The sequence below is a fragment of the Enterobacter pseudoroggenkampii genome (assembly GCF_026420145.1).
Lineage (GTDB): Bacteria > Pseudomonadota > Gammaproteobacteria > Enterobacterales > Enterobacteriaceae > Enterobacter > Enterobacter pseudoroggenkampii.
The window spans coordinates 1,825,256-1,847,815 of sequence record NZ_JAPMLV010000001.1 but is presented as its reverse complement, the minus strand read 5'-3'; the positions used below and the strand labels follow the sequence as shown (position 1 = coordinate 1,847,815).

21 protein-coding genes, 2 tRNA genes and 1 other RNA gene are annotated in these 22,560 nt (G+C 51.9%); 15 read left to right on the top strand and 9 right to left on the bottom strand.

Features of this window, described 5'->3' with window-relative positions; all coding sequences use genetic code 11:
• Positions 1 to 16: 16 nt before the first annotated feature.
• Complete coding sequence (locus tag OTG14_RS09035; protein ID WP_024907089.1) at positions 17 to 460, top strand: Lrp/AsnC family transcriptional regulator; 444 nt, start codon at positions 17 to 19, stop codon at positions 458 to 460.
• A gap of 76 nt (positions 461 to 536) precedes the next feature.
• Here OTG14_RS09035 and OTG14_RS09030 read toward each other — a convergent pair.
• The 5 genes from OTG14_RS09030 to OTG14_RS09010 all read right to left on the bottom strand — a co-directional run bounded on the left by OTG14_RS09030 (position 537) and on the right by OTG14_RS09010 (position 2,423).
• Positions 537 to 667: non-coding RNA, RtT sRNA (locus OTG14_RS09030), on the bottom strand.
• Positions 668 to 712: 45 nt separating this feature from the next.
• Positions 713 to 797, bottom strand: a tRNA-Tyr gene (locus tag OTG14_RS09025).
• Positions 798 to 832: 35 nt separating this feature from the next.
• A tRNA-Tyr gene (locus OTG14_RS09020) sits at positions 833 to 917 on the bottom strand.
• A gap of 158 nt (positions 918 to 1,075) precedes the next feature.
• On the bottom strand, positions 1,076 to 1,918 hold the full coding sequence (purU, locus tag OTG14_RS09015; protein WP_023312104.1) for a formyltetrahydrofolate deformylase: 843 nt from the start codon (positions 1,916 to 1,918) through the stop codon (positions 1,076 to 1,078).
• Between the two features lie 46 nt (positions 1,919 to 1,964).
• On the bottom strand, positions 1,965 to 2,423 hold the full coding sequence (locus OTG14_RS09010; protein WP_024907090.1) for a YchJ family protein: 459 nt from the start codon (positions 2,421 to 2,423) through the stop codon (positions 1,965 to 1,967).
• A 114-nt stretch (positions 2,424 to 2,537) separates the two neighbouring features.
• On the opposite strand from OTG14_RS09010, the gene rssA reads away from it, so the two are divergent.
• The 3 genes from rssA to galU all read left to right on the top strand — a co-directional run bounded on the left by rssA (position 2,538) and on the right by galU (position 5,654).
• Positions 2,538 to 3,440 carry a patatin-like phospholipase RssA gene (gene rssA / locus OTG14_RS09005; RefSeq protein ID WP_032647607.1) on the top strand — a complete coding sequence of 301 codons (903 nt, stop codon included), beginning with the start codon at positions 2,538 to 2,540 and terminating at the stop codon, positions 3,438 to 3,440.
• A 91-nt stretch (positions 3,441 to 3,531) separates the two neighbouring features.
• Complete coding sequence (rssB, locus tag OTG14_RS09000; protein WP_032647605.1) at positions 3,532 to 4,545, top strand: two-component system response regulator RssB; 1,014 nt, start codon at positions 3,532 to 3,534, stop codon at positions 4,543 to 4,545.
• 200 nt (positions 4,546 to 4,745) lie between these two features.
• Positions 4,746 to 5,654 carry a UTP--glucose-1-phosphate uridylyltransferase GalU gene (gene galU, locus OTG14_RS08995; RefSeq protein ID WP_008502780.1) on the top strand — a complete coding sequence of 303 codons (909 nt, stop codon included), beginning with the start codon at positions 4,746 to 4,748 and terminating at the stop codon, positions 5,652 to 5,654.
• A gap of 202 nt (positions 5,655 to 5,856) precedes the next feature.
• On the opposite strand, the gene hns is transcribed toward galU, so the two are convergent.
• The gene (hns, locus tag OTG14_RS08990) at positions 5,857 to 6,270 is read right to left on the bottom strand and encodes a histone-like nucleoid-structuring protein H-NS (RefSeq protein WP_008502781.1); all 414 of its coding nucleotides are present in this window, start codon (positions 6,268 to 6,270) and stop codon (positions 5,857 to 5,859) included.
• 550 nt (positions 6,271 to 6,820) lie between these two features.
• On the opposite strand from hns, the gene tdk reads away from it, so the two are divergent.
• Entirely contained in the window at positions 6,821 to 7,435 is a 615-nt protein-coding gene (gene tdk / locus OTG14_RS08985; RefSeq protein ID WP_024907093.1) for a thymidine kinase, read from the top strand.
• A gap of 65 nt (positions 7,436 to 7,500) precedes the next feature.
• On the opposite strand, the gene adhE is transcribed toward tdk, so the two are convergent.
• Positions 7,501 to 10,179 carry a bifunctional acetaldehyde-CoA/alcohol dehydrogenase gene (gene adhE, locus OTG14_RS08980; protein WP_032647603.1) on the bottom strand — a complete coding sequence of 893 codons (2,679 nt, stop codon included), beginning with the start codon at positions 10,177 to 10,179 and terminating at the stop codon, positions 7,501 to 7,503.
• Positions 10,180 to 10,656: 477 nt separating this feature from the next.
• On the opposite strand from adhE, the gene OTG14_RS08975 reads away from it, so the two are divergent.
• From OTG14_RS08975 to OTG14_RS08945, 7 genes are all read left to right on the top strand, one after another.
• Positions 10,657 to 11,304 carry a YchE family NAAT transporter gene (locus OTG14_RS08975; protein ID WP_021240330.1) on the top strand — a complete coding sequence of 216 codons (648 nt, stop codon included), beginning with the start codon at positions 10,657 to 10,659 and terminating at the stop codon, positions 11,302 to 11,304.
• 770 nt (positions 11,305 to 12,074) lie between these two features.
• Positions 12,075 to 13,706, top strand: coding sequence for an oligopeptide ABC transporter substrate-binding protein OppA (gene oppA, locus OTG14_RS08970; RefSeq protein ID WP_024907095.1), 1,632 nt, complete (start codon positions 12,075 to 12,077; stop codon positions 13,704 to 13,706).
• 84 nt (positions 13,707 to 13,790) lie between these two features.
• Complete coding sequence (gene oppB / locus OTG14_RS08965) at positions 13,791 to 14,711, top strand: oligopeptide ABC transporter permease OppB (RefSeq protein ID WP_008502786.1); 921 nt, start codon at positions 13,791 to 13,793, stop codon at positions 14,709 to 14,711.
• A gap of 12 nt (positions 14,712 to 14,723) precedes the next feature.
• Positions 14,724 to 15,632, top strand: a complete 909-nt coding sequence (oppC, locus tag OTG14_RS08960; RefSeq protein ID WP_023312096.1) for an oligopeptide ABC transporter permease OppC — start codon at positions 14,724 to 14,726, stop codon at positions 15,630 to 15,632.
• 11 nt (positions 15,633 to 15,643) lie between these two features.
• A complete protein-coding gene (gene oppD / locus OTG14_RS08955) occupies positions 15,644 to 16,657 on the top strand; it encodes an ABC transporter ATP-binding protein (RefSeq protein WP_045404931.1) in 1,014 nt (337 codons plus the stop codon).
• Entirely contained in the window at positions 16,654 to 17,658 is a 1,005-nt protein-coding gene (gene oppF, locus OTG14_RS08950; protein WP_024907098.1) for a murein tripeptide/oligopeptide ABC transporter ATP-binding protein OppF, read from the top strand. Before oppD ends, oppF begins: the two co-directional genes overlap by 4 nt.
• A gap of 14 nt (positions 17,659 to 17,672) precedes the next feature.
• Positions 17,673 to 18,542: an ion transporter gene (locus OTG14_RS08945; RefSeq protein WP_048223634.1), complete on the top strand. Its 870-nt coding sequence runs from the start codon at positions 17,673 to 17,675 to the stop codon at positions 18,540 to 18,542.
• 31 nt (positions 18,543 to 18,573) lie between these two features.
• Here the strand turns inward: OTG14_RS08945 and OTG14_RS08940 are convergent, their stop codons facing one another.
• Both OTG14_RS08940 and cls read right to left on the bottom strand, forming a co-directional pair.
• On the bottom strand, positions 18,574 to 18,903 hold the full coding sequence (locus tag OTG14_RS08940) for an HI1450 family dsDNA-mimic protein (RefSeq protein ID WP_006810881.1): 330 nt from the start codon (positions 18,901 to 18,903) through the stop codon (positions 18,574 to 18,576).
• A gap of 33 nt (positions 18,904 to 18,936) precedes the next feature.
• A complete protein-coding gene (gene cls, locus OTG14_RS08935; protein ID WP_008502791.1) occupies positions 18,937 to 20,397 on the bottom strand; it encodes a cardiolipin synthase in 1,461 nt (486 codons plus the stop codon).
• A gap of 158 nt (positions 20,398 to 20,555) precedes the next feature.
• On the opposite strand from cls, the gene OTG14_RS08930 reads away from it, so the two are divergent.
• The 3 genes from OTG14_RS08930 (at position 20,556) to OTG14_RS08920 (ending at position 22,534) form a co-directional block, all read left to right on the top strand.
• Positions 20,556 to 20,729, top strand: coding sequence for a YciY family protein (locus OTG14_RS08930; RefSeq protein ID WP_021240326.1), 174 nt, complete (start codon positions 20,556 to 20,558; stop codon positions 20,727 to 20,729).
• A gap of 111 nt (positions 20,730 to 20,840) precedes the next feature.
• A complete protein-coding gene (gene leuE, locus OTG14_RS08925; RefSeq protein ID WP_023312092.1) occupies positions 20,841 to 21,476 on the top strand; it encodes a leucine efflux protein LeuE in 636 nt (211 codons plus the stop codon).
• Between the two features lie 92 nt (positions 21,477 to 21,568).
• On the top strand, positions 21,569 to 22,534 hold the full coding sequence (locus OTG14_RS08920; RefSeq protein WP_267214959.1) for a bifunctional helix-turn-helix transcriptional regulator/GNAT family N-acetyltransferase: 966 nt from the start codon (positions 21,569 to 21,571) through the stop codon (positions 22,532 to 22,534).
• Positions 22,535 to 22,560 lie beyond the last annotated feature (26 nt).

Here is a 22,560-nt window from a genome sequence, read left to right as displayed (position 1 = left end):
AAATTAGGTGAAAAGAATGGAATGCCTTATCGATGATATCGACCGACAAATTTTAGCCTGTCTGGTTGAGGATGCGCGCATGTCGTTGAAGGTGCTCAGCGGCCGCATCGGTCTGACGTCCCCCAGCACGGCAGAACGCCTGAAGAGGCTGGAAGAACGCGGTGTGATTCAGGGTTATGGTGCACGGGTGAATCTGGCGGCGCTGGGGTATACGCTGCAGGCGCTGGTGCGCGTGCGGCCTTTGCCGGGGCTGTTGCATAAGGTGGATAAGTACATTCAGGCGATGCCGGAGTGTATTGAGAGCGACAAAGTCACCGGGGAAGATTGCTTTGTGATTAGGCTGGTGGTGCGGTCAATCGAACAGCTTGATGCGCTGCTGGACGGCCTGGCGGAACATGCCCAGTGTAATACGTCGATTGTGAAGAGCTCGCCGGTGAAGCGCCGTTTGCCGCCGATGTAGGTTTCTGTCGCCGGGTGGCGGCTGCGCCTTACCCGGCCTACGAAGGCGGACTCGGTTTTTTATGTTGGGAAAGTGATGGTGGTGGGGGAAGGATGACTCGGCGCGATGCGCCTCGCCCTTCGGGTCGTTGCCTGCGGCAACGCTTTCTCGCTACGCTCGAATCGAACCTTAGTCGAAGCTTCTCATCCTTCCCCGTTACGGAAATACATGATGCCTGGTGCGAACAGAAGGTTTAGCGTCGTTTGGAAGTGATGGTGGTGGGGGAAGGATTCGAACCTTCGAAGTCGATGACGGCAGATTTACAGTCTGCTCCCTTTGGCCGCTCGGGAACCCCACCAGGGGTAATTCAAATTTTGAGGTCGTGCTGAGAGATGGTGGTGGGGGAAGGATTCGAACCTTCGAAGTCGATGACGGCAGATTTACAGTCTGCTCCCTTTGGCCGCTCGGGAACCCCACCACGGGGTAATGCTTTTTTACTGGCCTACTTCCTGCTGGAAGCGGGGCGCATCATATCAAATGAGACGCCCCTGTAAAGCATTCCTTTAGGGAAATGAAGTCGTTTGCCTGCTTTTTATCCGTAAAGGCGCAAAGCTAATCAATTCATTTTCCGAAAGATTAAAGAATGATGGTCCTGTTGCCGTACACGAAGACCCGCTGCGCCAGCACCTGATACAGCGCACGACTCAACACATTCTTCTCAACGTCACGACCCGCACGCATCATGTCCTCAGCAGTGTAAGTGTGATCCACATGAATGACGTCCTGCATGATGATTGGACCTTCATCCAGGTTGTCATTCACGTAGTGCGCGGTCGCACCGATGATCTTCACGCCGCGCTCGTACGCCTGGTGGTAAGGACGCGCACCAATAAAGGCTGGCAGGAACGAGTGGTGAATGTTGATGATCTTGTTCGGGAAACGCGCTACGAAGGATGGCGTTAACACGCGCATGTATTTCGCCAGCACCACGTAGTCCGGGTTATGCGCTTCAATGGCCTGCGCCATCAGATCGTCGTGTTCTTCACGGGTATGGCCTTCGTGGCTCACCAGCTCGAACGGAATATCAAAACGCTCGACCAGCGTGCGCAGCGTCTCATGGTTACCAATAACGGCAGCAATTTCAACGTCCAGACCGCCGTAGTTGGCTTTCATCAGCAGGTCGCCCAGACAATGTGCTTCTTTGGTCACCAGGATCACGATGCGGCGTCGACCCGCTGGGGTCAGTTCGCGCACGGAACCTTCCGGAAGCGCGCTGTCCAGATCGGCAAGCAGGGTGGTGTCGTTGAAAATACCTTCCAGCTCGGTACGCATAAAGAAGCGACCGGTACGGTGGTCAACGAACTCGTTGTTCTGCACGATATTCAGTTCATGCTTGTAGCAAATGTTGGTAATTCGTGCGATCAGTCCTTTTTGATCGGGACAGATGGTGCGCAGAACTTTACGTTGTAATGATTGCATCGCCGGGAAATCCTGTTTGTATTTGCGAAGTCTGGGTTGTCAGGCATTACTGCCCGCAACACTTTTTAAATTTTTTACCTGAACCACACGGGCAGGGATCGTTACGACCAAACTGTGGGCGCGTTCCGTCAATATAATACCATTGCCCGCTTTCCTTTAAGAACCGGGAACGCTCGATAATGGCACCCGGTTTATTATTCTCGCTAAAACGGGCAACAAAGCTGACGTAACCTTCGTCAACATGACTGCCTGTTGCGGATTCATAGACGGTAAGGCCGAGCCACTGCGTGTTCGCGAACCCGGCTTCGATGTCCTGTTTGAAATCGGCTGCGCGGCAGGATGGATGCCAGGTTTTAATCAGGTAGTCTGCGTCCTTGATCACAAAAGCAGTGTACCGTGAACGCATGAGGTGTGACGGGTCTGGTGCAACCTGATCGCCAGACAGATATCGCTGGCAACATAGGCTATACTCCAGAGCGCTACCACAGGGGCAGAGTTGAGACACGATTCTCTTCCTGGAACAAAAAATAAAGGCGTTAAACGCTTCGGGTAGCACTATGTTAACTGAGCTGTTGCGTTGACGCTATGTCAGGAATCCAGGGGAAGTAAAACAGGGCTAATGAGAAAGGTTAAAATTGGACTGGCGCTGGGCTCAGGTGCAGCCCGGGGGTGGTCACACATCGGCGTAATTAATGCCTTGAACAAGATGGGCATTGACATTGATATTGTCGCAGGGTGTTCAATAGGATCGCTTGTCGGCTCCGCTTACGCGTGCGGGAAGCTTCCGGAACTCGAGACGTGGGTGCGCTCCTTCAGCTACTGGGACGTGCTGCGTCTGATGGACCTCTCGTGGCAGCGTGGTGGGCTGCTGCGCGGCGAACGCGTGTTTAACCAGTTCCGCCAGGTTATGCCTCTCGAAGACTTCACCGATTGTCAGATGCCTTTCGGCGCCGTCGCGACGAACCTCAGTACAGGACGCGAGCTCTGGCTCACCGAAGGGGATATCCATCTTGCCGTGCGTGCCTCCTGCAGTATGCCGGGGCTCATGGCGCCTGTCCCACACAACGGTTACTGGCTTGTCGACGGTGGCGTCGTTAACCCGGTTCCCATCTCTCTGACGCGCGCAATGGGGGCGGATATCGTGATTGCCGTCGACCTGCAGCACGACGCCCACCTGATGCAGCAGGATCTCATGCCGGTCAATCTCCAGAGCGAAGATGTTGAGGGCGAGAAACTGGCCTGGCATGAACGCCTGCGCGGAAGAATCGGGCGTATGGCCGCACGTCGCTCGGTTACCGCACCGACGGCGATAGAAATCATGACCACGTCAATTCAGGTACTTGAGAACCGCCTTAAACGTAACCGTATGGCAGGCGATCCTCCGGATATTCTTATTCAGCCGTACTGTCCGCAAATCTCTACCCTTGATTTCCATCGGGCTGAGGCCGCCATCGCAGCGGGCTCGTTAGCCGTCGAAAAGAAAATGGACGAATTGTTGCCTTTTGTGCAGACCGCACGTTAAGCACCTTTTTTTGACTACTTCAGCAAAATCTGACAGGCGATAGTGCCGATCGCATGCCACTATTTAGTTACTGTCAGCCAGGGGAGGAACCATGACGCAGCCATTGGCCGGAAAACACATTTTGATTGTTGAAGACGAGCCCGTTTTCCGATCGCTACTGGATTCGTGGTTATCCTCGCTGGGCGCAATGACGTCACTGGCTGAAGATGGCATCGACGCCCTGGAAAAAATGATTAGCATTACGCCCGATTTGATGATTTGCGACATTGCGATGCCGCGCATGAATGGACTGAAGCTGGTTGAACATCTGCGTAACGAAGGTAATCAGACGCCGATTCTGGTGATCTCTGCCACCGAGAACATGGCGGATATCGCCAAAGCATTACGTCTTGGGGTACAGGATATTCTGCTCAAACCAGTCAAGGATTTGCATAGATTGCGGGAAACGGTCTTAGCGTGCCTTTATCCGAATATGTTTAATTCCCGGGTAGAGGAAGAGGAGCGTCTTTTCCAGGACTGGGACGCTCTGGTGAGTAATCCGCCTGCTGCGGCGAAACTGTTGCAAGAACTCCAGCCGCCCGTCCAGCAAACTATTTCACACTGCCGTGTAAATTATCGCCAGCTGGTGGCCGCTGATCAGCCAGGACTGGTGCTTGATATTGCACCACTGTCAGATTCCGACCTTGCGTTTTATTCTCTGGATGTCACCCGGGCGGGGGATAACGGTGTATTAGCCGCGTTACTTCTTCGTGCGCTATTTAATGGCTTGTTGCAGGAACAGTTATCCCATCAGGGGCAACGGTTGCCGGAGTTAGGCAGTTTACTCAAACAGGTAAACCAGCTTTTTCGTCAGGCCAATTTGCCAGGACAGTTCCCGCTGCTGGTCGGCTATTACCACAGCGGTTTAAAGAATCTGATCCTCGTTTCAGCCGGTCTCAATGCATCACTGAATACCGGTGAACACCATATTCAGGTGAGTAACGGTGTGCCGCTTGGGACATTGGGAACGGCGTATCTTAATCAAATTAGCCACCGCTGTTCCTCCTGGCAGTGCCAAATTTGGGGCGCCGGGGGACGGCTACGCTTAATGTTGTCCACGGAATAAGCAATTGGATCGTAATTTTAAGATTGCTTTACCTGTGTTTTGCGGGGAGTGCTACTATCGCTGCCCGGTTTCATGCGTATTTATCCTAATTGATCGGCAACGCGTTCTTTTCAGACCCGGACTGCGGGGCGAGGCTGATATACTCAACGCGTTATTTATTGCATAAAAGTTCAAAACTTGAACAGCTCAGGAGAATTTGAATGGCTGCCCTAAATTCGAAAGTCAGAAAGGCCGTTATCCCGGTAGCGGGATTGGGGACCAGGATGTTACCAGCAACTAAGGCGATTCCTAAAGAGATGTTGCCTCTGGTTGATAAGCCATTAATCCAGTATGTCGTTAATGAATGCATTGCAGCCGGCATCACTGAAATTGTGCTGGTTACGCATTCATCTAAAAACTCTATCGAAAACCATTTCGATACAAGCTTTGAACTTGAAGCCATGCTGGAAAAGCGTGTTAAGCGTCAGCTGTTAGAAGAAGTTCAGTCTATTTGCCCTCCACACGTCACCATTATGCAGGTTCGTCAGGGGCTGGCTAAAGGTCTGGGTCACGCTGTTATGTGCGCGCATCCTGTTGTGGGTGATGAGCCTGTAGCGGTAATTCTGCCTGACGTTATTCTGGACGAATACGAATCCGATCTTTCTCAGGATAACCTGGCTGAAATGATCAAACGTTTCGACGAAACCGGCAGCAGCCAGATTATGGTTGAGCCTGTTGAAGACGTAACGGCATACGGTGTGGTTGACTGTAAAGGCGTTAACCTTGAGCCGGGTGAAAGTGTGCCAATGGTTGGCGTCGTAGAGAAGCCTAAAGCCGATGTAGCCCCTTCAAACCTTGCTGTTGTAGGTCGCTATGTCCTGAGTGCTGAAATCTGGCCTCTGCTGGCTAAAACGCCTCCAGGAGCGGGTGATGAGATCCAGCTGACGGATGCCATCGATATGCTGATCGAGAAAGAGACCGTTGAGGCCTACCATATGAAAGGTAAGAGCCATGACTGCGGTAATAAGCTCGGTTATATGCAGGCGTTTGTTGAATATGGTATCCGCCACAATACCCTTGGCGAAGAATTTAAAACCTGGCTCAAAGAGAGCGTAGGTATTAAGAAATAAGCCACGGTTGTAAATGTTCGAAACCGGTGAGGCGCTGCCCACCGGTTTTTTTATGCCTGTACCACTCCCGAAAACCTGTCTGAAAGTACAGTCGATAAAGTTGTTAAATAATGCTTTATGACAGAGTGTAAGAGGATGTTTGGGACAAATTTAGGTTAAAAAAAATCCCGCAATATGCGGGATTTCTCTGAATGTGCCGTGATTAATCCTTGATCAGGAAGTCATCCAACTGTTTACCTTGCTCATCCATGGCTTTCTTGATAACAGCAGGAGTACGACCCTGGCCAGTCCAGGTTTTAGTTTCGCCGTTCTCGTCAACGTAGCTATATTTAGCAGGACGAGCAGCACGCTTGGCTTTGGTACCGGTTTTAGCCGCAGCCATGCTGTTCAGCAATTCATTTGGATCGATACCATCAGCAATCAGCATTTCACGATATTGCTGCAGTTTACGAGTACGCTCTTCGATTTCAGCAGCAGCAGCGCTTTCTTCTTCGCGACGTTCATTAACTACAACTTCTAATTTTTCCAGCATTTCTTCAAGCGTTTCGAGGGTGCATTCTCTTGCCTGCGCACGAAGAGTACGGATGTTGTTCAGAATTTTAAGTGCTTCGCTCATTGTAGTAATCTCAAACTTATAATGGGGGGGTGGTTTGTTGACCTAATAATAGAGCCATAAATTCATATGTGCAATAGCCAGGAATGTAAGGAATTCAAAAAATACTAAATCGTCTCACTATTATTAATTACGCTAACTTAAATTTCATCACCCGACAGTCTCGCTTGTTATCACATCAACCTGCTTTGTCCGGTTGATTGCCTCTTTTTTTTGTGACATTTACCGCAGGAATTATAGTTGCGGCGGATAAATATCAGCCTTTTGTATTAGTACCCCCCCGTGATGTTAAGGCTGAAATAGTTAATAAATGGTGAATTTTAATGAACGGTGATTCCACTATAAAAACAAGTGTTATGTTGGGCTTAACATATAACATATTGGCCTGGCTGCATGCGTTTACTTCATGTTTTAACGGATTATTTTCGAAAACAGAAGGTTCTGAACGCCGCGCTGAACTACATCCTCTGTGCGCTGTATCGCTGATGACCTGACAAAATATGGTACAATGACTCATCGGGAATATTACACATTGATTAGGGTTTTACGGCCAATGGCACAACTGTATTTCTACTATTCGGCGATGAATGCCGGTAAATCCACCGCGCTGCTGCAATCCTCGTACAATTACCAGGAGCGCGGGATGCGTACCGTTGTTTATACGGCTGAGATTGACGATCGCTTTGGCGCAGGGAAGGTGAGCTCCAGAATAGGACTCTCGTCACCTGCCAGGCTGTTTAACCCGAAAACCGATCTGTTTGAGGACATTCGCACGGAACATGCTGAGCGGCCTATTCACTGTGTCCTGGTCGATGAGAGCCAGTTTCTGACGCGTGAACAGGTTCACGCGCTTTCCGAGGTGGTTGATGAGCTTGATATCCCTGTTCTGTGCTATGGGCTGCGGACGGATTTTCGCGGTGAGCTCTTTGCCGGGAGTCAGTATTTGCTCGCCTGGTCGGATAAACTCGTCGAATTAAAAACGATCTGCTTCTGCGGTCGCAAAGCCAGTATGGTGCTTCGTCTCGACCAGGCAGGAAAACCTTATGCAGATGGTGAGCAGGTGGTTATAGGCGGTAATGAACGCTATGTATCGGTCTGTCGTAAGCATTATAAAGAAGCGCTGTCTGTAGGCTCGCTGACGGCGATTCAGCACGACAACAGAAAATAACGTCAGCTTTGTTATTCAGACATAAAAAAACCCGCCATAAAGGCGGGTTTTTCATTTGCTGTCAATTAAGCGCTTTTCTTCGCTTTCTTGTCAGCTTTGATGACCGGAACTTCTGTTTTCACAGCGGCAACGTCACCTTCTTTGAACTCACGACCGTAGAAAGTATCCAGCAGAATCTGTTTCAGCTCGGAGATCAGTGGGTAGCGCGGGTTGGCACCTGTACACTGGTCATCGAATGCATCTTCAGACAGCTTATCTACATGAGCGAGGAAGTCAGCTTCCTGTACGCCCGCTTCACGGATAGATTTAGGAATACCCAGCTCAGCTTTCAGACTTTCCAGCCATGCCAGCAGTTTTTCAATCTTCGCAGCAGTACGGTCGCCCGGTGCGCTCAGACCAAGGTGGTCTGCGATTTCAGCATAACGACGACGTGCTTGCGGACGGTCGTACTGGCTGAAAGCAGTCTGCTTGGTTGGGTTGTCGTTAGCGTTATAACGAATAACGTTGCTGATCAACAGGGCGTTCGCCAGACCGTGAGGAATGTGGAACTGTGAACCCAGCTTGTGCGCCATAGAGTGGCAAACACCCAGGAAGGCGTTCGCAAACGCGATACCGGCGATGGTTGCTGCACTGTGAACGCGTTCACGTGCTACCGGGTTTTTAGACCCTTCGTTATAGGACGCTGGCAGGTTTTCCTTCAGCAGTTTCAGAGCCTGCAGAGCCTGACCGTCAGAGAACTCAGACGCCAGTACAGAAACGTAAGCTTCCAGGGCGTGAGTTACCGCATCCAGACCACCGAACGCACACAGTGACTTCGGCATATCCATGACCAGGTTCGCATCGACGATAGCCATGTCTGGGGTCAGGGCATAGTCAGCCAGCGGGTATTTCTGACCTGTCGCATCGTCCGTTACTACCGCGAATGGCGTGACTTCTGAACCGGTACCGGAAGTGGTGGTGACCGCGATCATTTTCGCTTTTACGCCCATTTTCGGGAACTTGTAGATACGTTTACGGATGTCCATAAAGCGCAGCGCCAGTTCTTCGAAGTGGGTTTCAGGATGTTCGTACATGACCCACATGATTTTCGCGGCGTCCATTGGGGAACCACCACCCAGTGCGATAATCACATCTGGTTTGAAGGAGTTAGCCAGCTCAGCACCTTTACGCACAACGCTCAGGGTAGGGTCAGCTTCAACTTCAAAGAACACTTCAGTTTCAACACCAGCCGCTTTCAGCACAGAGGTGATCTGGTCAGCGTAGCCGTTGTTAAACAGGAAACGGTCAGTCACGATGAGCGCACGTTTGTGGCCATCAGTAATCACTTCATCCAGCGCGATTGGCAGTGAGCCACGGCGGAAGTAGATAGATTTCGGAAGTTTGTGCCACAACATGTTTTCAGCTCGCTTAGCAACGGTTTTCTTGTTGATCAGGTGTTTTGGACCAACGTTTTCAGAGATGGAGTTACCACCCCAGGAACCACAACCCAGAGTAAGGGAAGGTGCGAGTTTGAAGTTGTACAGGTCACCGATACCACCCTGAGAAGCAGGGGTGTTAATCAGAATACGGGCAGTTTTCATCATCTGACCGAAGTGAGCAACACGCTCTGGCTGATTATCCTGGTCAGTGTACAGACAAGAGGTGTGACCGATACCACCCATGGCAACCAGCTTCTCGGCTTTTTCTACCGCGTCTTCGAAATCTTTCGCACGGTACATTGCAAGCGTTGGAGACAGTTTTTCATGTGCAAACGGCTCGCTTTCGTCGACAACTTTTACTTCACCGATCAGGATTTTAGTTGTTGCCGGAACGGTAAAGCCTGCGAGTTCAGCAATCTTGTACGCTGGCTGACCCACGATAGCGGCGTTCAGCGCGCCATTTTTCAGGATGATGTCCTGAACTGCTTTCAACTCTTTGCCCTGCAGCAGGTAGCCGCCGTGGCTGGCGAAACGTTCGCGAACGGCGTCGTACACGGAGTCAACAACAACAACAGACTGTTCAGATGCACAGATCACACCGTTATCGAAGGTTTTAGACATCAGTACAGACGCAACGGCACGTTTGATGTCAGCGGTTTCGTCGATAACAACAGGGGTGTTACCGGCGCCCACACCGATGGCTGGTTTACCGGAGCTGTATGCCGCTTTAACCATGCCAGGACCACCGGTCGCCAGGATCAGGTTAATGTCCGGGTGATGCATCAGGGCGTTGGAGAGCTCAACGGAAGGTTGGTCGATCCAGCCGATCAGATCTTTTGGTGCGCCAGCAGCGATCGCCGCCTGCAGGACAATATCCGCAGCTTTGTTGGTCGCGTCTTTCGCACGTGGGTGTGGAGAGAAGATGATTGCGTTACGGGTCTTCAGGCTAATCAGCGATTTGAAGATAGCGGTAGACGTTGGGTTAGTGGTCGGAACAATACCGCAGATGATGCCGATAGGTTCAGCGATGGTGATAGTACCGAAGGTGTCGTCTTCGGACAGCACGCCACAGGTTTTCTCATCTTTATAGGCGTTATAGATATACTCGGAAGCGAAGTGGTTTTTAATCACTTTATCTTCCACGATACCCATGCCGGATTCGGCAACGGCCATTTTAGCGAGAGGGATTCGAGCATCTGCAGCAGCCAGTGCGGCCGCGCGGAAGATTTTATCAACCTGTTCTTGGGTGAAATTGGCATATTCACGCTGGGCTTTTTTAACGCGCTCGACGAGGGCGTTCAGTTCAGCGATATTAGTAACAGCCATAATGCTCTCCTGATAATGTTTAAACTCTTTTAGTAAACCAGCGCTCGATACGTCACACAGTATAGACAGAGCCGATACGACTTGCGTAACACAAAGTAAAACAAAGAGTTACTTTCTGCGTCAGCACACTAATTTACTAAAAGAGCCTTACCTTGGCATCATCCCTTTTGTCAGGTGATCTCCCTGGGGGTGTAACCAAGATTACTCACTTCTGAGTACGGAAATCATGATCTGTGTCAATTTTCCCCCAAGCTGATACCTTTCAGCAGGGTTATTTCGTGCTGATTTTTCCAGTGTTAAATAATTACGTAAGTATTGGAAGCGGCGCTATCATTGATTATACATATGTTTAACATCCTGAAATGATAACGTTTTGGCACAGATTTCGAGTGAAGTATGCTAATAAAAAGGGTATCTTCAGCGCGATTTCTCATGACGAATTGTCAGTCCAGGGCATGTGTATAAGCGGAGCAAAACGTGATCCAAACGCTCTTTGATTTTCCAACGTACTTTAAATTTTTTATTGGTTTGTTTGCCCTGGTCAACCCGGTGGGGATCATTCCTGTCTTCATTAGTATGACGAGTTACCAGACGGCGGCGGCCAGGAACAAGACCAACCTGACCGCTAACCTGTCAGTGGCGATCATATTGCTCACCTCTCTTTTTCTGGGTGACGCCATTCTCCAGCTCTTCGGGATTTCGATCGACTCTTTCCGCATTGCGGGTGGGATCCTGGTGGTGACCATCGCCATGTCCATGATCAGCGGTAAGCTGGGCGAGGATAAGCAGAATAAACAAGAGAAGTCAGAAACCGCTATCCGCGAAAGCATTGGCGTAGTGCCGTTGGCCTTACCGCTGATGGCCGGTCCTGGTGCCATCAGTTCAACCATTGTCTGGGGGACGCGCTATCATAGCCTGATGCACCTGATTGGTTTTTCAGTGGCGATTGCCATTTTCGCGCTCTGCTGTTGGGGCGTGTTCCGCATGGCACCCTGGCTGGTGCGCTTACTGGGTCAGACGGGCATTAACGTCATAACGCGTATCATGGGCCTGCTGCTGATGGCGTTAGGGATTGAATTTATCGTTACAGGTATTAAAAGCATTTTCCCCGGTTTGCTGCACTGATATTGCATATGAAAGAACGGAGCCACGGCTCCGTTTTTTTACATCATTATCAGTAAATCCTATAACTAAAGTTGAAATGCTCACATATCATAATAAATTCTACTAATAATGTTCATTGCTTGTATTTCAACAAGTTATTAATTCCCCTCAAACCCGCCTGCGCAGAAAATCTTCGATCGCTCTGTTATTTTACTCACATGATACTCTGGGGCTTGCTGAGAGATAACCGAAATGATATTAGTAATTTCAACATTCCCCTAGATGAATGTGCTAAATAATAACCAGTTGTTAAATTTTTGTACAAAGTCACTCGATGATAGCGCAGCGACGCGCTTGTAGAGAAAAATTTCTCTATCTTGTTGAATATCATGTTTTTTAATTGATGTTCGATGTCCGGCAGGGCTGCCCTCAACGATGCGGTACTCACCGTAAAAGAGAATTGCTTAACAAATTTGCAAAATGTATTGGCGCACGTTTACGCCATTTGATACTTTCCGGCCTAATATTTTGCAGCATAAAACAAACAGATGAGAATTATTTTCATATGGTTCTCTTCTCAGATATCCAACGCAGGTCTCAAACAGGGTGGCCTGTAAAGAATCGACGCAAGACGGCCATACGAGCGGTCAGTAATAAAAAAGTCGGTGATAGCAAGCAGTAAAAGAAGAACCTGACAGCAGCAAAAAAAAACTCCTGCGCTGTACAGGCCCCAACAGGGGATTACACAGCTGGCGAAGGCCAGTCATTATAATGAGTGGAGTACCAACACAATGTCCATCATCACAAAAAAAAATCTGGTAGCGGCGGGGATTTTAACTGCGCTAATCGCGGGCAACGCTGCAATGGCTGCGGACGTTCCTGCAGGTGTTCAACTGGCTGAGAAGCAAACGCTGGTGCGTAACAACGGTGCGGAAGTTCAGTCTCTTGACCCGCACAAAATTGAAGGTGTTCCTGAGTCTAACGTTAACCGCGACCTGTTCGAAGGCCTGCTGGTGACAGACGTAGACGGCCACCCGGCGCCGGGTGTAGCCGAAAAATGGGAAAACAAAGATTTCAAAGTCTGGACCTTCCATCTGCGTAAAGATGCGAAATGGTCCGACGGTACACCGGTCACGGCCGAAGATTTCGTTTATAGCTGGCAGCGTCTGGCGAACCCAACAACCGCTTCTCCGTATGCGAGCTACCTGCAATATGGCCACATCGCCAATATTGATGACATCATCGCGGGTAAAAAACCTGTTACCGACCTGGGCGTAAAAGCGATTGATGCGAATACCTTTGAAGTGACGTTGAGCGAACCTGTTCCGTACTTCTATAAGCTGCTGGTTCACCCGTCCGTCTCCCCGGTACCAAAATCCGCCGTGGAAAAATTTGGTGAAAAATGGACGCAGCCTGCCAATATCGTGACCAACGGTGCCTATAAGCTGAAAGACTGGGTGGTCAACGAGCGTATGGTGCTTGAGCGTAATCCGCAATACTGGGACAACGCGAAAACCGTCATTAATCAGGTGACCTACCTGCCAATTTCGTCCGAAGTGACTGACGTTAACCGCTACCGCAGCGGTGAAATCGACATGACCTATAACAACATGCCGATTGAATTGTTCCAGAAACTGAAGAAAGAGATCCCTAAAGAAGTTCACGTCGATCCGTACCTGTGCACCTACTACTATGAAATCAACAACCAGAAAGCACCGTTCACCGACGTACGTGTACGTACCGCGCTGAAGCTGGCTCTGGATCGCGATATCATCGTAAACAAAGTGAAAAACCAGGGCGATCTGCCGGCATACAGCTATACCCCTCCATACACCGATGGTGCAAAACTGACCGAGCCAGACTGGTTCAAACAGACGCAGGAACAGCGTAACGCAGAAGCGAAGAAACTGCTGGCCGAAGCGGGCTATACCGCAGATAAGCCGCTGACCTTCAGCCTGTTGTACAACACCTCCGATCTGCACAAAAAACTGGCTATCGCCGTCGCTTCGATCTGGAAGAAAAACCTGGGCGCGAACGTGAAGCTGGAGAACCAGGAGTGGAAAACCTTCCTCGACAGCCGTCATCAGGGCACCTTTGATGTGGCACGTGCTGGCTGGTGTGCGGACTATAACGAACCGACCTCCTTCCTGAATACCATGCTGAGCGACAGCTCGAACAACACCGCGCACTATAAGAGCCCGGCGTTCGACAAGCTGATTGGCGACACGCTGAAAACCACTGACGAAGCACAGCGTACGGAACTGTACTCTAAGGCCGAGCAGCAGCTGGATAAAGATTCCGCGATCGTTCCGGTTTACTACTACGTTAACGCCCGTCTGGTGAAACCATGGGTAGGTGGGTATACCGGTAAAGACCCGATGGATAATATCTACGTTAAAAACTTGTATATTATCAAGCATTAATGGCAATGAGTGGGGCGGGCGTGCTCGCCCCACGGTGTCTAACCAACGTCACATAATATAGGCACACGCCAGAAGGTACGGGCAATGTTGAAATTTATCCTACGTCGCTGTCTTGAAGCGATTCCAACGCTATTTATTCTCATCACGATTTCCTTCTTCATGATGCGCCTTGCGCCGGGAAGTCCATTTACCGGTGAACGTACGCTGCCGCCAGAAGTCATGGCGAATATCGAAGCGAAATACCACTTAAACGATCCCATCTCCACCCAGTACTTCAATTATCTGAAGCAGCTGGCTCACGGTGATTTTGGACCGTCATTTAAATATAAAGACTATTCCGTTAACGACCTTGTGGCGTCCAGCTTCCCGGTTTCGGCTAAGTTGGGGGCTGCGGCATTCATTCTGGCCATCGTTTTCGGGGTCACCGCAGGCGTTATCGCCGCGCTCAGACAAAATACCAAATGGGATTATGCCGTAATGGGGGTGGCAATGACCGGGGTAGTGATACCCAGCTTCGTTGTTGCGCCATTACTGGTGATGATATTTGCCATCACGCTGAAGTGGCTGCCGGGTGGCGGCTGGAACGGCGGGGCATTGAAGTTCATGATTTTGCCAATGGTGGCATTATCTCTGGCGTACATCGCCAGTATCGCGCGTATTACCCGTGGTTCAATGATCGAAGTGCTGCACTCGAACTTCATTCGTACCGCGCGCGCTAAAGGGCTGCCGATGCGTCGGATTATCTTCCGCCACGCGCTCAAACCGGCGCTGTTGCCCGTGCTCTCCTACATGGGACCGGCATTCGTCGGGATCATCACCGGCTCGATGGTTATCGAAACAATCTACGGCCTGCCGGGCATTGGTCAGCTGTTCGTTAACGGCGCGCTCAACCGCGACTATTCGCTGGTACTGAGCCTGACCATTCTCGTCGGTGCGCTGACCATTCTCTTTAACGCAATCGTCGATGTGCTGTACGCCGTCATCGACCCGAAAATCCGTTACTAACTGGAGCACGCCATGATGTTGAGTAAGAAAAACAGCGAGGCGCTGGAAAACTTCAGTGAAAAACTGGAAGTAGAAGGTCGTAGCCTCTGGCAGGACGCGCGCCGTCGCTTCATGCACAACCGTGCGGCGGTTGCCAGTCTGGTTGTTCTGGTGATCATCGCGCTGTTTGTGACCCTGGCGCCGATGCTGTCGCAATTTACCTATTTCGACACCGACTGGGGCATGATGTCCAGCGCGCCGGATATGGAATCAGGCCACTATTTTGGCACGGACTCCTCAGGACGCGATCTGCTGGTGCGTGTCGCTATCGGTGGCCGTATCTCACTGATGGTCGGTATTGCTGCCGCGCTGGTGGCGGTGATCGTGGGTACGCTCTACGGCTCACTGTCCGGCTACCTTGGCGGCAAAATAGACTCGGTAATGATGCGTCTGCTGGAAATCCTGAACTCCTTCCCGTTTATGTTCTTCGTCATCCTGCTGGTGACCTTCTTCGGTCAGAATATTTTGCTGATCTTCGTGGCCATCGGGATGGTTTCCTGGCTGGATATGGCGCGTATTGTCCGCGGCCAGACCCTGAGCCTCAAACGCAAAGAGTTTATCGAAGCCGCGCAGGTCGGCGGTGTCTCTACCGGGAATATCGTGGTTCGCCATATCGTTCCTAACGTGCTGGGCGTGGTGGTGGTCTATGCCTCACTGCTGGTGCCAAGCATGATCCTGTTTGAATCTTTCCTGAGCTTCCTCGGTCTGGGTACGCAAGAGCCGCTGAGCAGCTGGGGCGCGCTGCTGAGTGACGGTGCAAACTCAATGGAAGTGTCACCGTGGCTGCTGTTATACCCGGCGGGTTTCCTGGTCGTTACCCTGTTTTGTTTTAACTTTATCGGCGATGGCCTGCGTGATGCCCTCGACCCGAAAGACCGTTAAGGAGCGCCGTCATGACAATCATTGAAACGGCAACCGCGCCACAGGCGCAGCAGCGGAGCGACCTTCTGCTGGACGTAAAAGATCTTCGCGTCACCTTTAAGACCCCGGACGGTGATGTGACCGCCGTGAACGATCTCAACTTCAACCTGCGAGCGGGCGAAACGCTCGGCATCGTGGGTGAATCCGGATCCGGGAAATCCCAGACCGCCTTTGCGCTAATGGGCCTGCTGGCCGCTAACGGTGTGATTGGCGGTTCCGCGAAATTCAACGGTCGCGAAATCCTCAACCTGCCGGAGCACGAGTTGAACAAGCTGCGCGCCGAGCAGATCTCGATGATTTTCCAGGATCCGATGACCTCGCTGAACCCGTACATGCGCGTCGGCGAGCAGCTGATGGAAGTTCTGATGCTGCACAAAGGCCTGGGTAAAGCGGAAGCCTTCGAAGAGTCGGTCAAAATGCTCGATGCGGTGAAAATGCCGGAAGCGCGCAAGCGCATGCGTATGTTCCCACACGAGTTCTCTGGCGGTATGCGCCAGCGCGTGATGATTGCGATGGCGCTGCTGTGCCGACCAAAACTGCTGATTGCCGACGAACCGACCACCGCGCTGGACGTTACCGTTCAGGCACAAATCATGACCCTGCTGAACGAGCTGAAGCGTGAGTTCAACACGGCGATTATCATGATCACCCACGACCTGGGCGTGGTGGCGGGCATCTGTGACAAAGTGCTGGTGATGTATGCCGGTCGTACCATGGAATACGGCAAAGCGCGTGACGTGTTCTATCAGCCTGCTCATCCTTACTCGATTGGCCTGCTGAACGCGGTACCGCGCCTCGATGCGGAAGGGGAATCCCTGCTCACCATTCCGGGCAACCCGCCAAACCTGCTGCGCCTGCCGAAAGGCTGTCCGTTCCAGCCGCGCTGTCCGCACGCGATGGAAATCTGCAACAGCGCACCGCCGCTGGAAGAGTTTGCACCAGGCCGTCTGCGCGCCTGCTTTAAGCCGCAGGAGGAGCTGGTATGAACGCATTAGATGAAAAACGCAATGTGCTGCTCGAGATTGCTGACCTTAAGGTGCATTTCGACATCAAAGACGGCAAACAGTGGTTCTGGCAGCCGTCGAAGACCCTGAAAGCGGTGGACGGCGTCACGCTGCGCCTGTATGAAGGGGAAACCCTGGGCGTGGTGGGCGAGTCCGGCTGCGGTAAATCGACCTTTGCGCGCGCCATTATCGGTCTGGTGAAAGCCACCGACGGTAAAGTGGCCTGGCTGGGTAAAGATCTGCTGGGCATGAAACCCGACGAGTGGCGCGAGGTGCGCAGCGATATCCAGATGATCTTCCAGGATCCGCTGGCGTCATTAAACCCGCGTATGACCATCGGTGAGATTATTGCCGAGCCGCTGCGGACCTATCATCCGAAGATGTCCCGTCAGGAAGTGCGCGATCGCGTTAAGGCGATGATGCTGAAAGTCGGCCTGTTGCCTAACCTCATCAACCGCTATCCGCACGAGTTCTCAGGCGGTCAGTGTCAGCGTATTGGTATTGCGCGCGCCCTGATCCTCGAACCGAAGCTGATTATCTGTGATGAGCCGGTTTCCGCGCTCGACGTGTCCATTCAGGCGCAGGTGGTTAACCTGCTGCAGAAGCTGCAGCGCGAAATGGGGCTGTCGCTGATCTTCATCGCGCATGACCTGGCCGTGGTGAAACACATCTCTGACCGCGTGCTGGTGATGTACCTGGGTCACGCCGTGGAGCTGGGCACCTATGACGAGGTGTACCACAATCCATTGCACCCATATACCAGAGCGCTGATGTCCGCGGTACCGATCCCCGATCCCGATCTGGAAAAGAATAAGACTATCCAGCTTCTGGAAGGGGAATTACCCTCACCCATTAACCCGCCGTCGGGCTGCGTCTTCCGCACGCGCTGCCCAATGGCCGGGCCGGAATGTGCAAAAACGCGACCGGTTCTCGAAGGCAGTTTCCGACATGCGGTTTCCTGCCTGAAAGTAGACCCGTTATAATCGCAAGGGCTGACATGATGTCAGCCCTTATTTTTTGCGAGGTTACTGTGTCGCGTTTATTCACGTCAGCCCGTCGGCGGCTTTATCATGTTTTATTCGATCCTGAAACGGTATCCGGACGACGATTCGAAGGTCTTTGTGGGTTATTTGCGCTCCTCAGCGTGGTGGTCATTTTTATTGAATCGGGTGCCGGGACGCAATACCACCTGACGTTTGACGAATGGCATGTCTTTGTCTGGCTTGAGCTGGCGATTACCCTGGTTTTTACCGCTGAATATCTGCTCAGAGTAATTGCGTGGCCCAACCCGGCCCGATATGTTTTCAGCTTCTGGGGATTTATTGATTTAGCCACTATTCTGCCGCTCTACGTCATGTGGCTGTGGCCGGAAATCAGCCTGAGCTATGTTTTTGCCTGGCGGGCGATGCGCGTGATTCGGGTATTACGTATTCTGAAATTACTGCGTTTTATGCCCTCACTGCGCGTGTTCTGGAGCGCAATTGTCAGCGCGCGGCATCAGCTTATTCTCTTCTACTCGTTTATTGCCATCGTCATGATCGTTTTTGGCGCGCTGATGTATCTGATAGAGGGGCCGAAATATGGTTTCACGACGCTCAATGCGTCCGTTTATTGGGCGATAGTAACCGTGACGACCGTGGGGTACGGTGATATAACGCCCCATACGCCGCTGGGCCGCATTGTAGCCTCAGTGCTGATTTTGATTGGCTATTCGGTTATTGCTATTCCGACCGGGCTTATTACCACGCACATGAGCAGCGCATTTCAGAGCCGCAAGCAGCAGCGCAAATGTCCGGCATGTCACCAGGGTGAACATGACCTTAACGCGCGGTTTTGTAACCGCTGCGGAAGTGCGTTGCCGGAGTAAATAAAAAAGGCTGCAATCGCAGCCTTTTTTATTATTCGCGCCAGAGAATATGGCACAGCTTGTGGTCTTTCTCTCGACAGAGCAGGACGCGAGCGAAAATATCGTTAATCTCGCCACCGTCTTCATCGGCCAGTCCGATGACCACTTCGGCAAAGAAGTCAGGATTCAGATCGAAATCCACATGTTCAGCCCAGTCTTCTGAAGGGTCGAACAATTCAGCGCCGCCGCGCTCTTCGAACTGCAGATTAAAGAGGATCACGTCTGCGGGATCGAGGTTATCAACCGCCAGTTCGAGAAAAATGTCATAGGCCTGCTCGAGCGTTTCGTCTTCGGTCAGGCGATTGTTCAGATCCATTTCCATGATGACTACCTGTTAAACATCGTTGGGCACGTTTTACAGCAACGGACTAAAGAAGTAAAACAGTCGTTCGGCAATTCTCTGCCACAGCGGACGTTTTACCCACAGTCTGGCATCCAGCAGCCGCGAGCGGGAGATATAATCATCCTGCACCGCGGCGAGATCGCCACCAAAGCCGGCATCATCAATAACCAGCGTGATTTCAAAGTTGAGCCACAGGCTGCGCATATCCAGATTGACCGTTCCCACCAGGCTTAACTCGCCGTCGACAAGCACGCTTTTGGTGTGGAGCAATCCACCTTCAAACTGGTAGATCTTCACCCCTGCGGCCAGCAGTTCGCTAAAGAAGGCCCGGCTGGCCCAGCCCACCAGAAGGGAGTCATTTTTGCGCGGCAATATAATGCTCACATCGACGCCGCGCTGCGCCGCGGTACAGATCGCGTGAAGGAGGTCATCGCTGGGAACAAAGTAGGGCGTCGTCATGATCAGGTATTCACGCGCCGAGTACGTTGCCGTCAGCAGCGCCTGATGAATCAAATCCTCCGGGAAGCCCGGCCCGGAAGCAATGGTATGAATGGTGTGACCGCTGGCCTCTTCAAACGGCATAATATTGCCGTCCGGCGGTGGCGGCAGAATGCGTTTGCCGGTTTCTATCTCCCAGTCGCAGGAGTAAACGATGCCCATCGAGGTGGCAATCGGCCCCTCCATTCGCGCCATCAAATCCACCCACTGGCCCACGCCAGAGTCCTGCTTGAAGAAGCGCGGGTCAACCATGTTCATGCTGCCGGTGTAGGCAATATAGTTATCGATCATGATCATTTTGCGATGCTGGCGGAGATCCATCCGGCGCAGAAACACGCGCAGGAGATTGACCTTCAGCGCCTCGACCACCTCGATCCCAGCATTACGCATCATGCCCGCCCAGGGGCTACGGAAAAATGCCACGCTGCCTGCGGAGTCAAGCATCAGACGGCAGTGAATGCCGCGTCGCGCCGCGGCCATCAGCGATTCAGCGACCTGGTCAGCCATCCCGCCGGGCTGCCAGATATAAAAAACCATCTCGATATTATGACGCGCCAGCTGGATATCGCGGATTAATGCCTGCATGACGTCGTCGGACGAGGTCAGCAGCTGGAGCTGATTGCCCTTAACGCCACCAATCCCCTGACGGCGCTCGCACAGCTTAAACAGTGACGAGGCGACGCTACTGTTCTCCTCGGCAAAGATATGTTTGCAGGCTTTTAGGTCGTTCAGCCACTTTGCGGTTGAGGGCCACATTGCACGGGCCCGCTCTGCGCGGCGTTTACCCAGATGAAGCTCGCCGAAAGAGAGATAGGCAATAATTCCCACCAGCGGGAGGATGTAAATTATCAGAAGCCAGGCCATGGCAGAGGGAACGGCTCTGCGCTTCATCAGGATGCGTAATGTCACACCTGCGATTAACAGCCAGTATCCCAAAATGACCAGCCAACTCACCACGGTGTAGAAGGTTGTCATAGGTAAAAAAATCCTTTTGAAAGCGTATTGTTATGAGTGTACGCATCAGGATTCATCTGGCAAATAAAAACGCCAGGTAAAAGCGCTGGTTTGCCGCAGGGTTGGGTTTATAATGGTCTTTCTTTTAGAGAAAAAGTGTTAGAGAAAGAGTTGTAGACATGAAGCGCAGTAGAACAGAAGTAGGGCGCTGGCGCATGTTGCGACAGGTGAGTCGTCGCAAGGCTCGTTGGCTGGAAGCACAATCCCGCCGCAATATGCGTATTCACGCCATCAGAAAATGTGGAATGACCCGGCATCGCAACGCGTTGCTGTTCGCAGTCCAGGATATCTGAGTACCATGAGGGCACCGTAATGGTGCCCGCTGATTTTATAGCGTCTGATTTTTAGGAGTAGCGTATTTGCAGCGCTATTCCTGCTGTATTGAGCAAAAGGAGGGAGAAGAAGTGTTTGCGGAGTTTGGCGTACTGAATTTCTGGACGTATGTTGTTGGCGCGTTTTTTATCGTGCTGGTACCGGGGCCGAATACCCTGTTTGTGCTGAAAACCGGGATTGGACACGGCGTTAAAAAAGGGTATCTCGCCGCCACAGGCGTATTTATCGGTGATGCGGTTCTGATGTTTCTGGCCTGGGCGGGTGTCGCAGCATTAATCCAGACCACGCCGGTGCTGTTTAACATCGTGCGCTATCTCGGCGCCTTTTATCTGCTGTGGCTGGGGGGCAAAATGCTCTGGTCGGTGGTGAACCGTCAGAAAAACGCGCATGAGAGCGGCCCCGAACCTGCCAGTATGATCATGAAACGTTCGCTGGTATTGAGCCTGACCAATCCAAAAGCGATTCTGTTCTACGTATCGTTCTTCGTTCAGTTTATTGACGTGAACGCACAGAGCACCGGCACCTCTTTCCTTATCCTCGCGACGACGCTTGAGTTGATAAGCTTCATGTACATGAGCTTCCTGATCTTCTCCGGTGCGTTTGTCACGCGTTATCTCAAAACGAAAAAGAAACTGGCAAAGCTGGGGAACGGGCTGATAGGGCTGCTGTTTGTCGGGTTTGCGGCGAGGTTAGCGTCGCTGCATTGATGAATGAAAGGCTCCTGCGGGAGCCTTTTTATTCTGTTTGACAATCCCTCATCATTTAGTTGTATAGTACAACTAAATGATGAGGACAGAACATGCACAGCGAAACCCCGGTAGTCAGCGTTATTCGACGTTCCTCGCGCCTCATGGTGCGAGAGTTAGGTTTTATGGGTTCAACCCTGGCCTCAACGAGCTACTCACCTTCGGCCGTCCATACCCTGGTCGAAATCGCCTTACGCAAACAGATGACGGCGAGTCAGCTGGTGCAACTGCTGGGCCTGGAAAAGTCCAGCGTCAGCCGGATGCTGTCTCGCCTGATTGCCGCAGGCGAACTCGAGGAAGTTATTTCTACTGAGGACGCGAGAGCAAAGAGCCTCAGGCTGACCGAGAAAGGTCACGAGACGGTCAGCAAAATTAATGCCTTCAGCAATGAGCGCGTGGTCTCAGCAATAAAATGCCTTGCTCCTGCCCAGCAGCAGACCATTTCGGAGGGGCTCACCCTTTATGCCAATGCGCTGCAGGCATGCCGTGAGTCGGGCAACGAGACGCACCCAGACGAGCTTACGATAGTGCAGGGGTATATCCCCGGCATGATTGGCCGTATAGCGGAAATGCACGGGAGTTATTACGCTCGTGAACATCATTTTGGCCGCTTTTTTGAGGCCAAAGTGGCGACAGGACTCGCAGAATTTAGTGAACGGTTGGATAAGCCGTGCAACCAGATCTGGCTGGCAATGATGAACGGCAGGATAGTGGGGTCAGTGGCGATCGATGGCGAGGATCTGGCACCGGGTGAAGCCCATCTTCGCTGGTTTATTCTTGATGATGGCTGCCGGGGACACGGCGTGGGGAAAAAACTGCTGAATGAAGCGATGCGTTTTTGCGACAGCGCCGGTTTTTCAGCCGTGCACCTCTGGACATTCAATAAGCTGACCGCCGCCCGGCGTCTGTACGAGTCGTTTGGGTTTACGCTGGTAAAAGAGTGGGAAGGCGACCAGTGGGGAAGCCTGATTACAGAGCAGCAGTTTACCCGGTATAAAGACGCACAACCGGCGCTATAAAAAAGGCTCCTTGCGGAGCCGCTTTG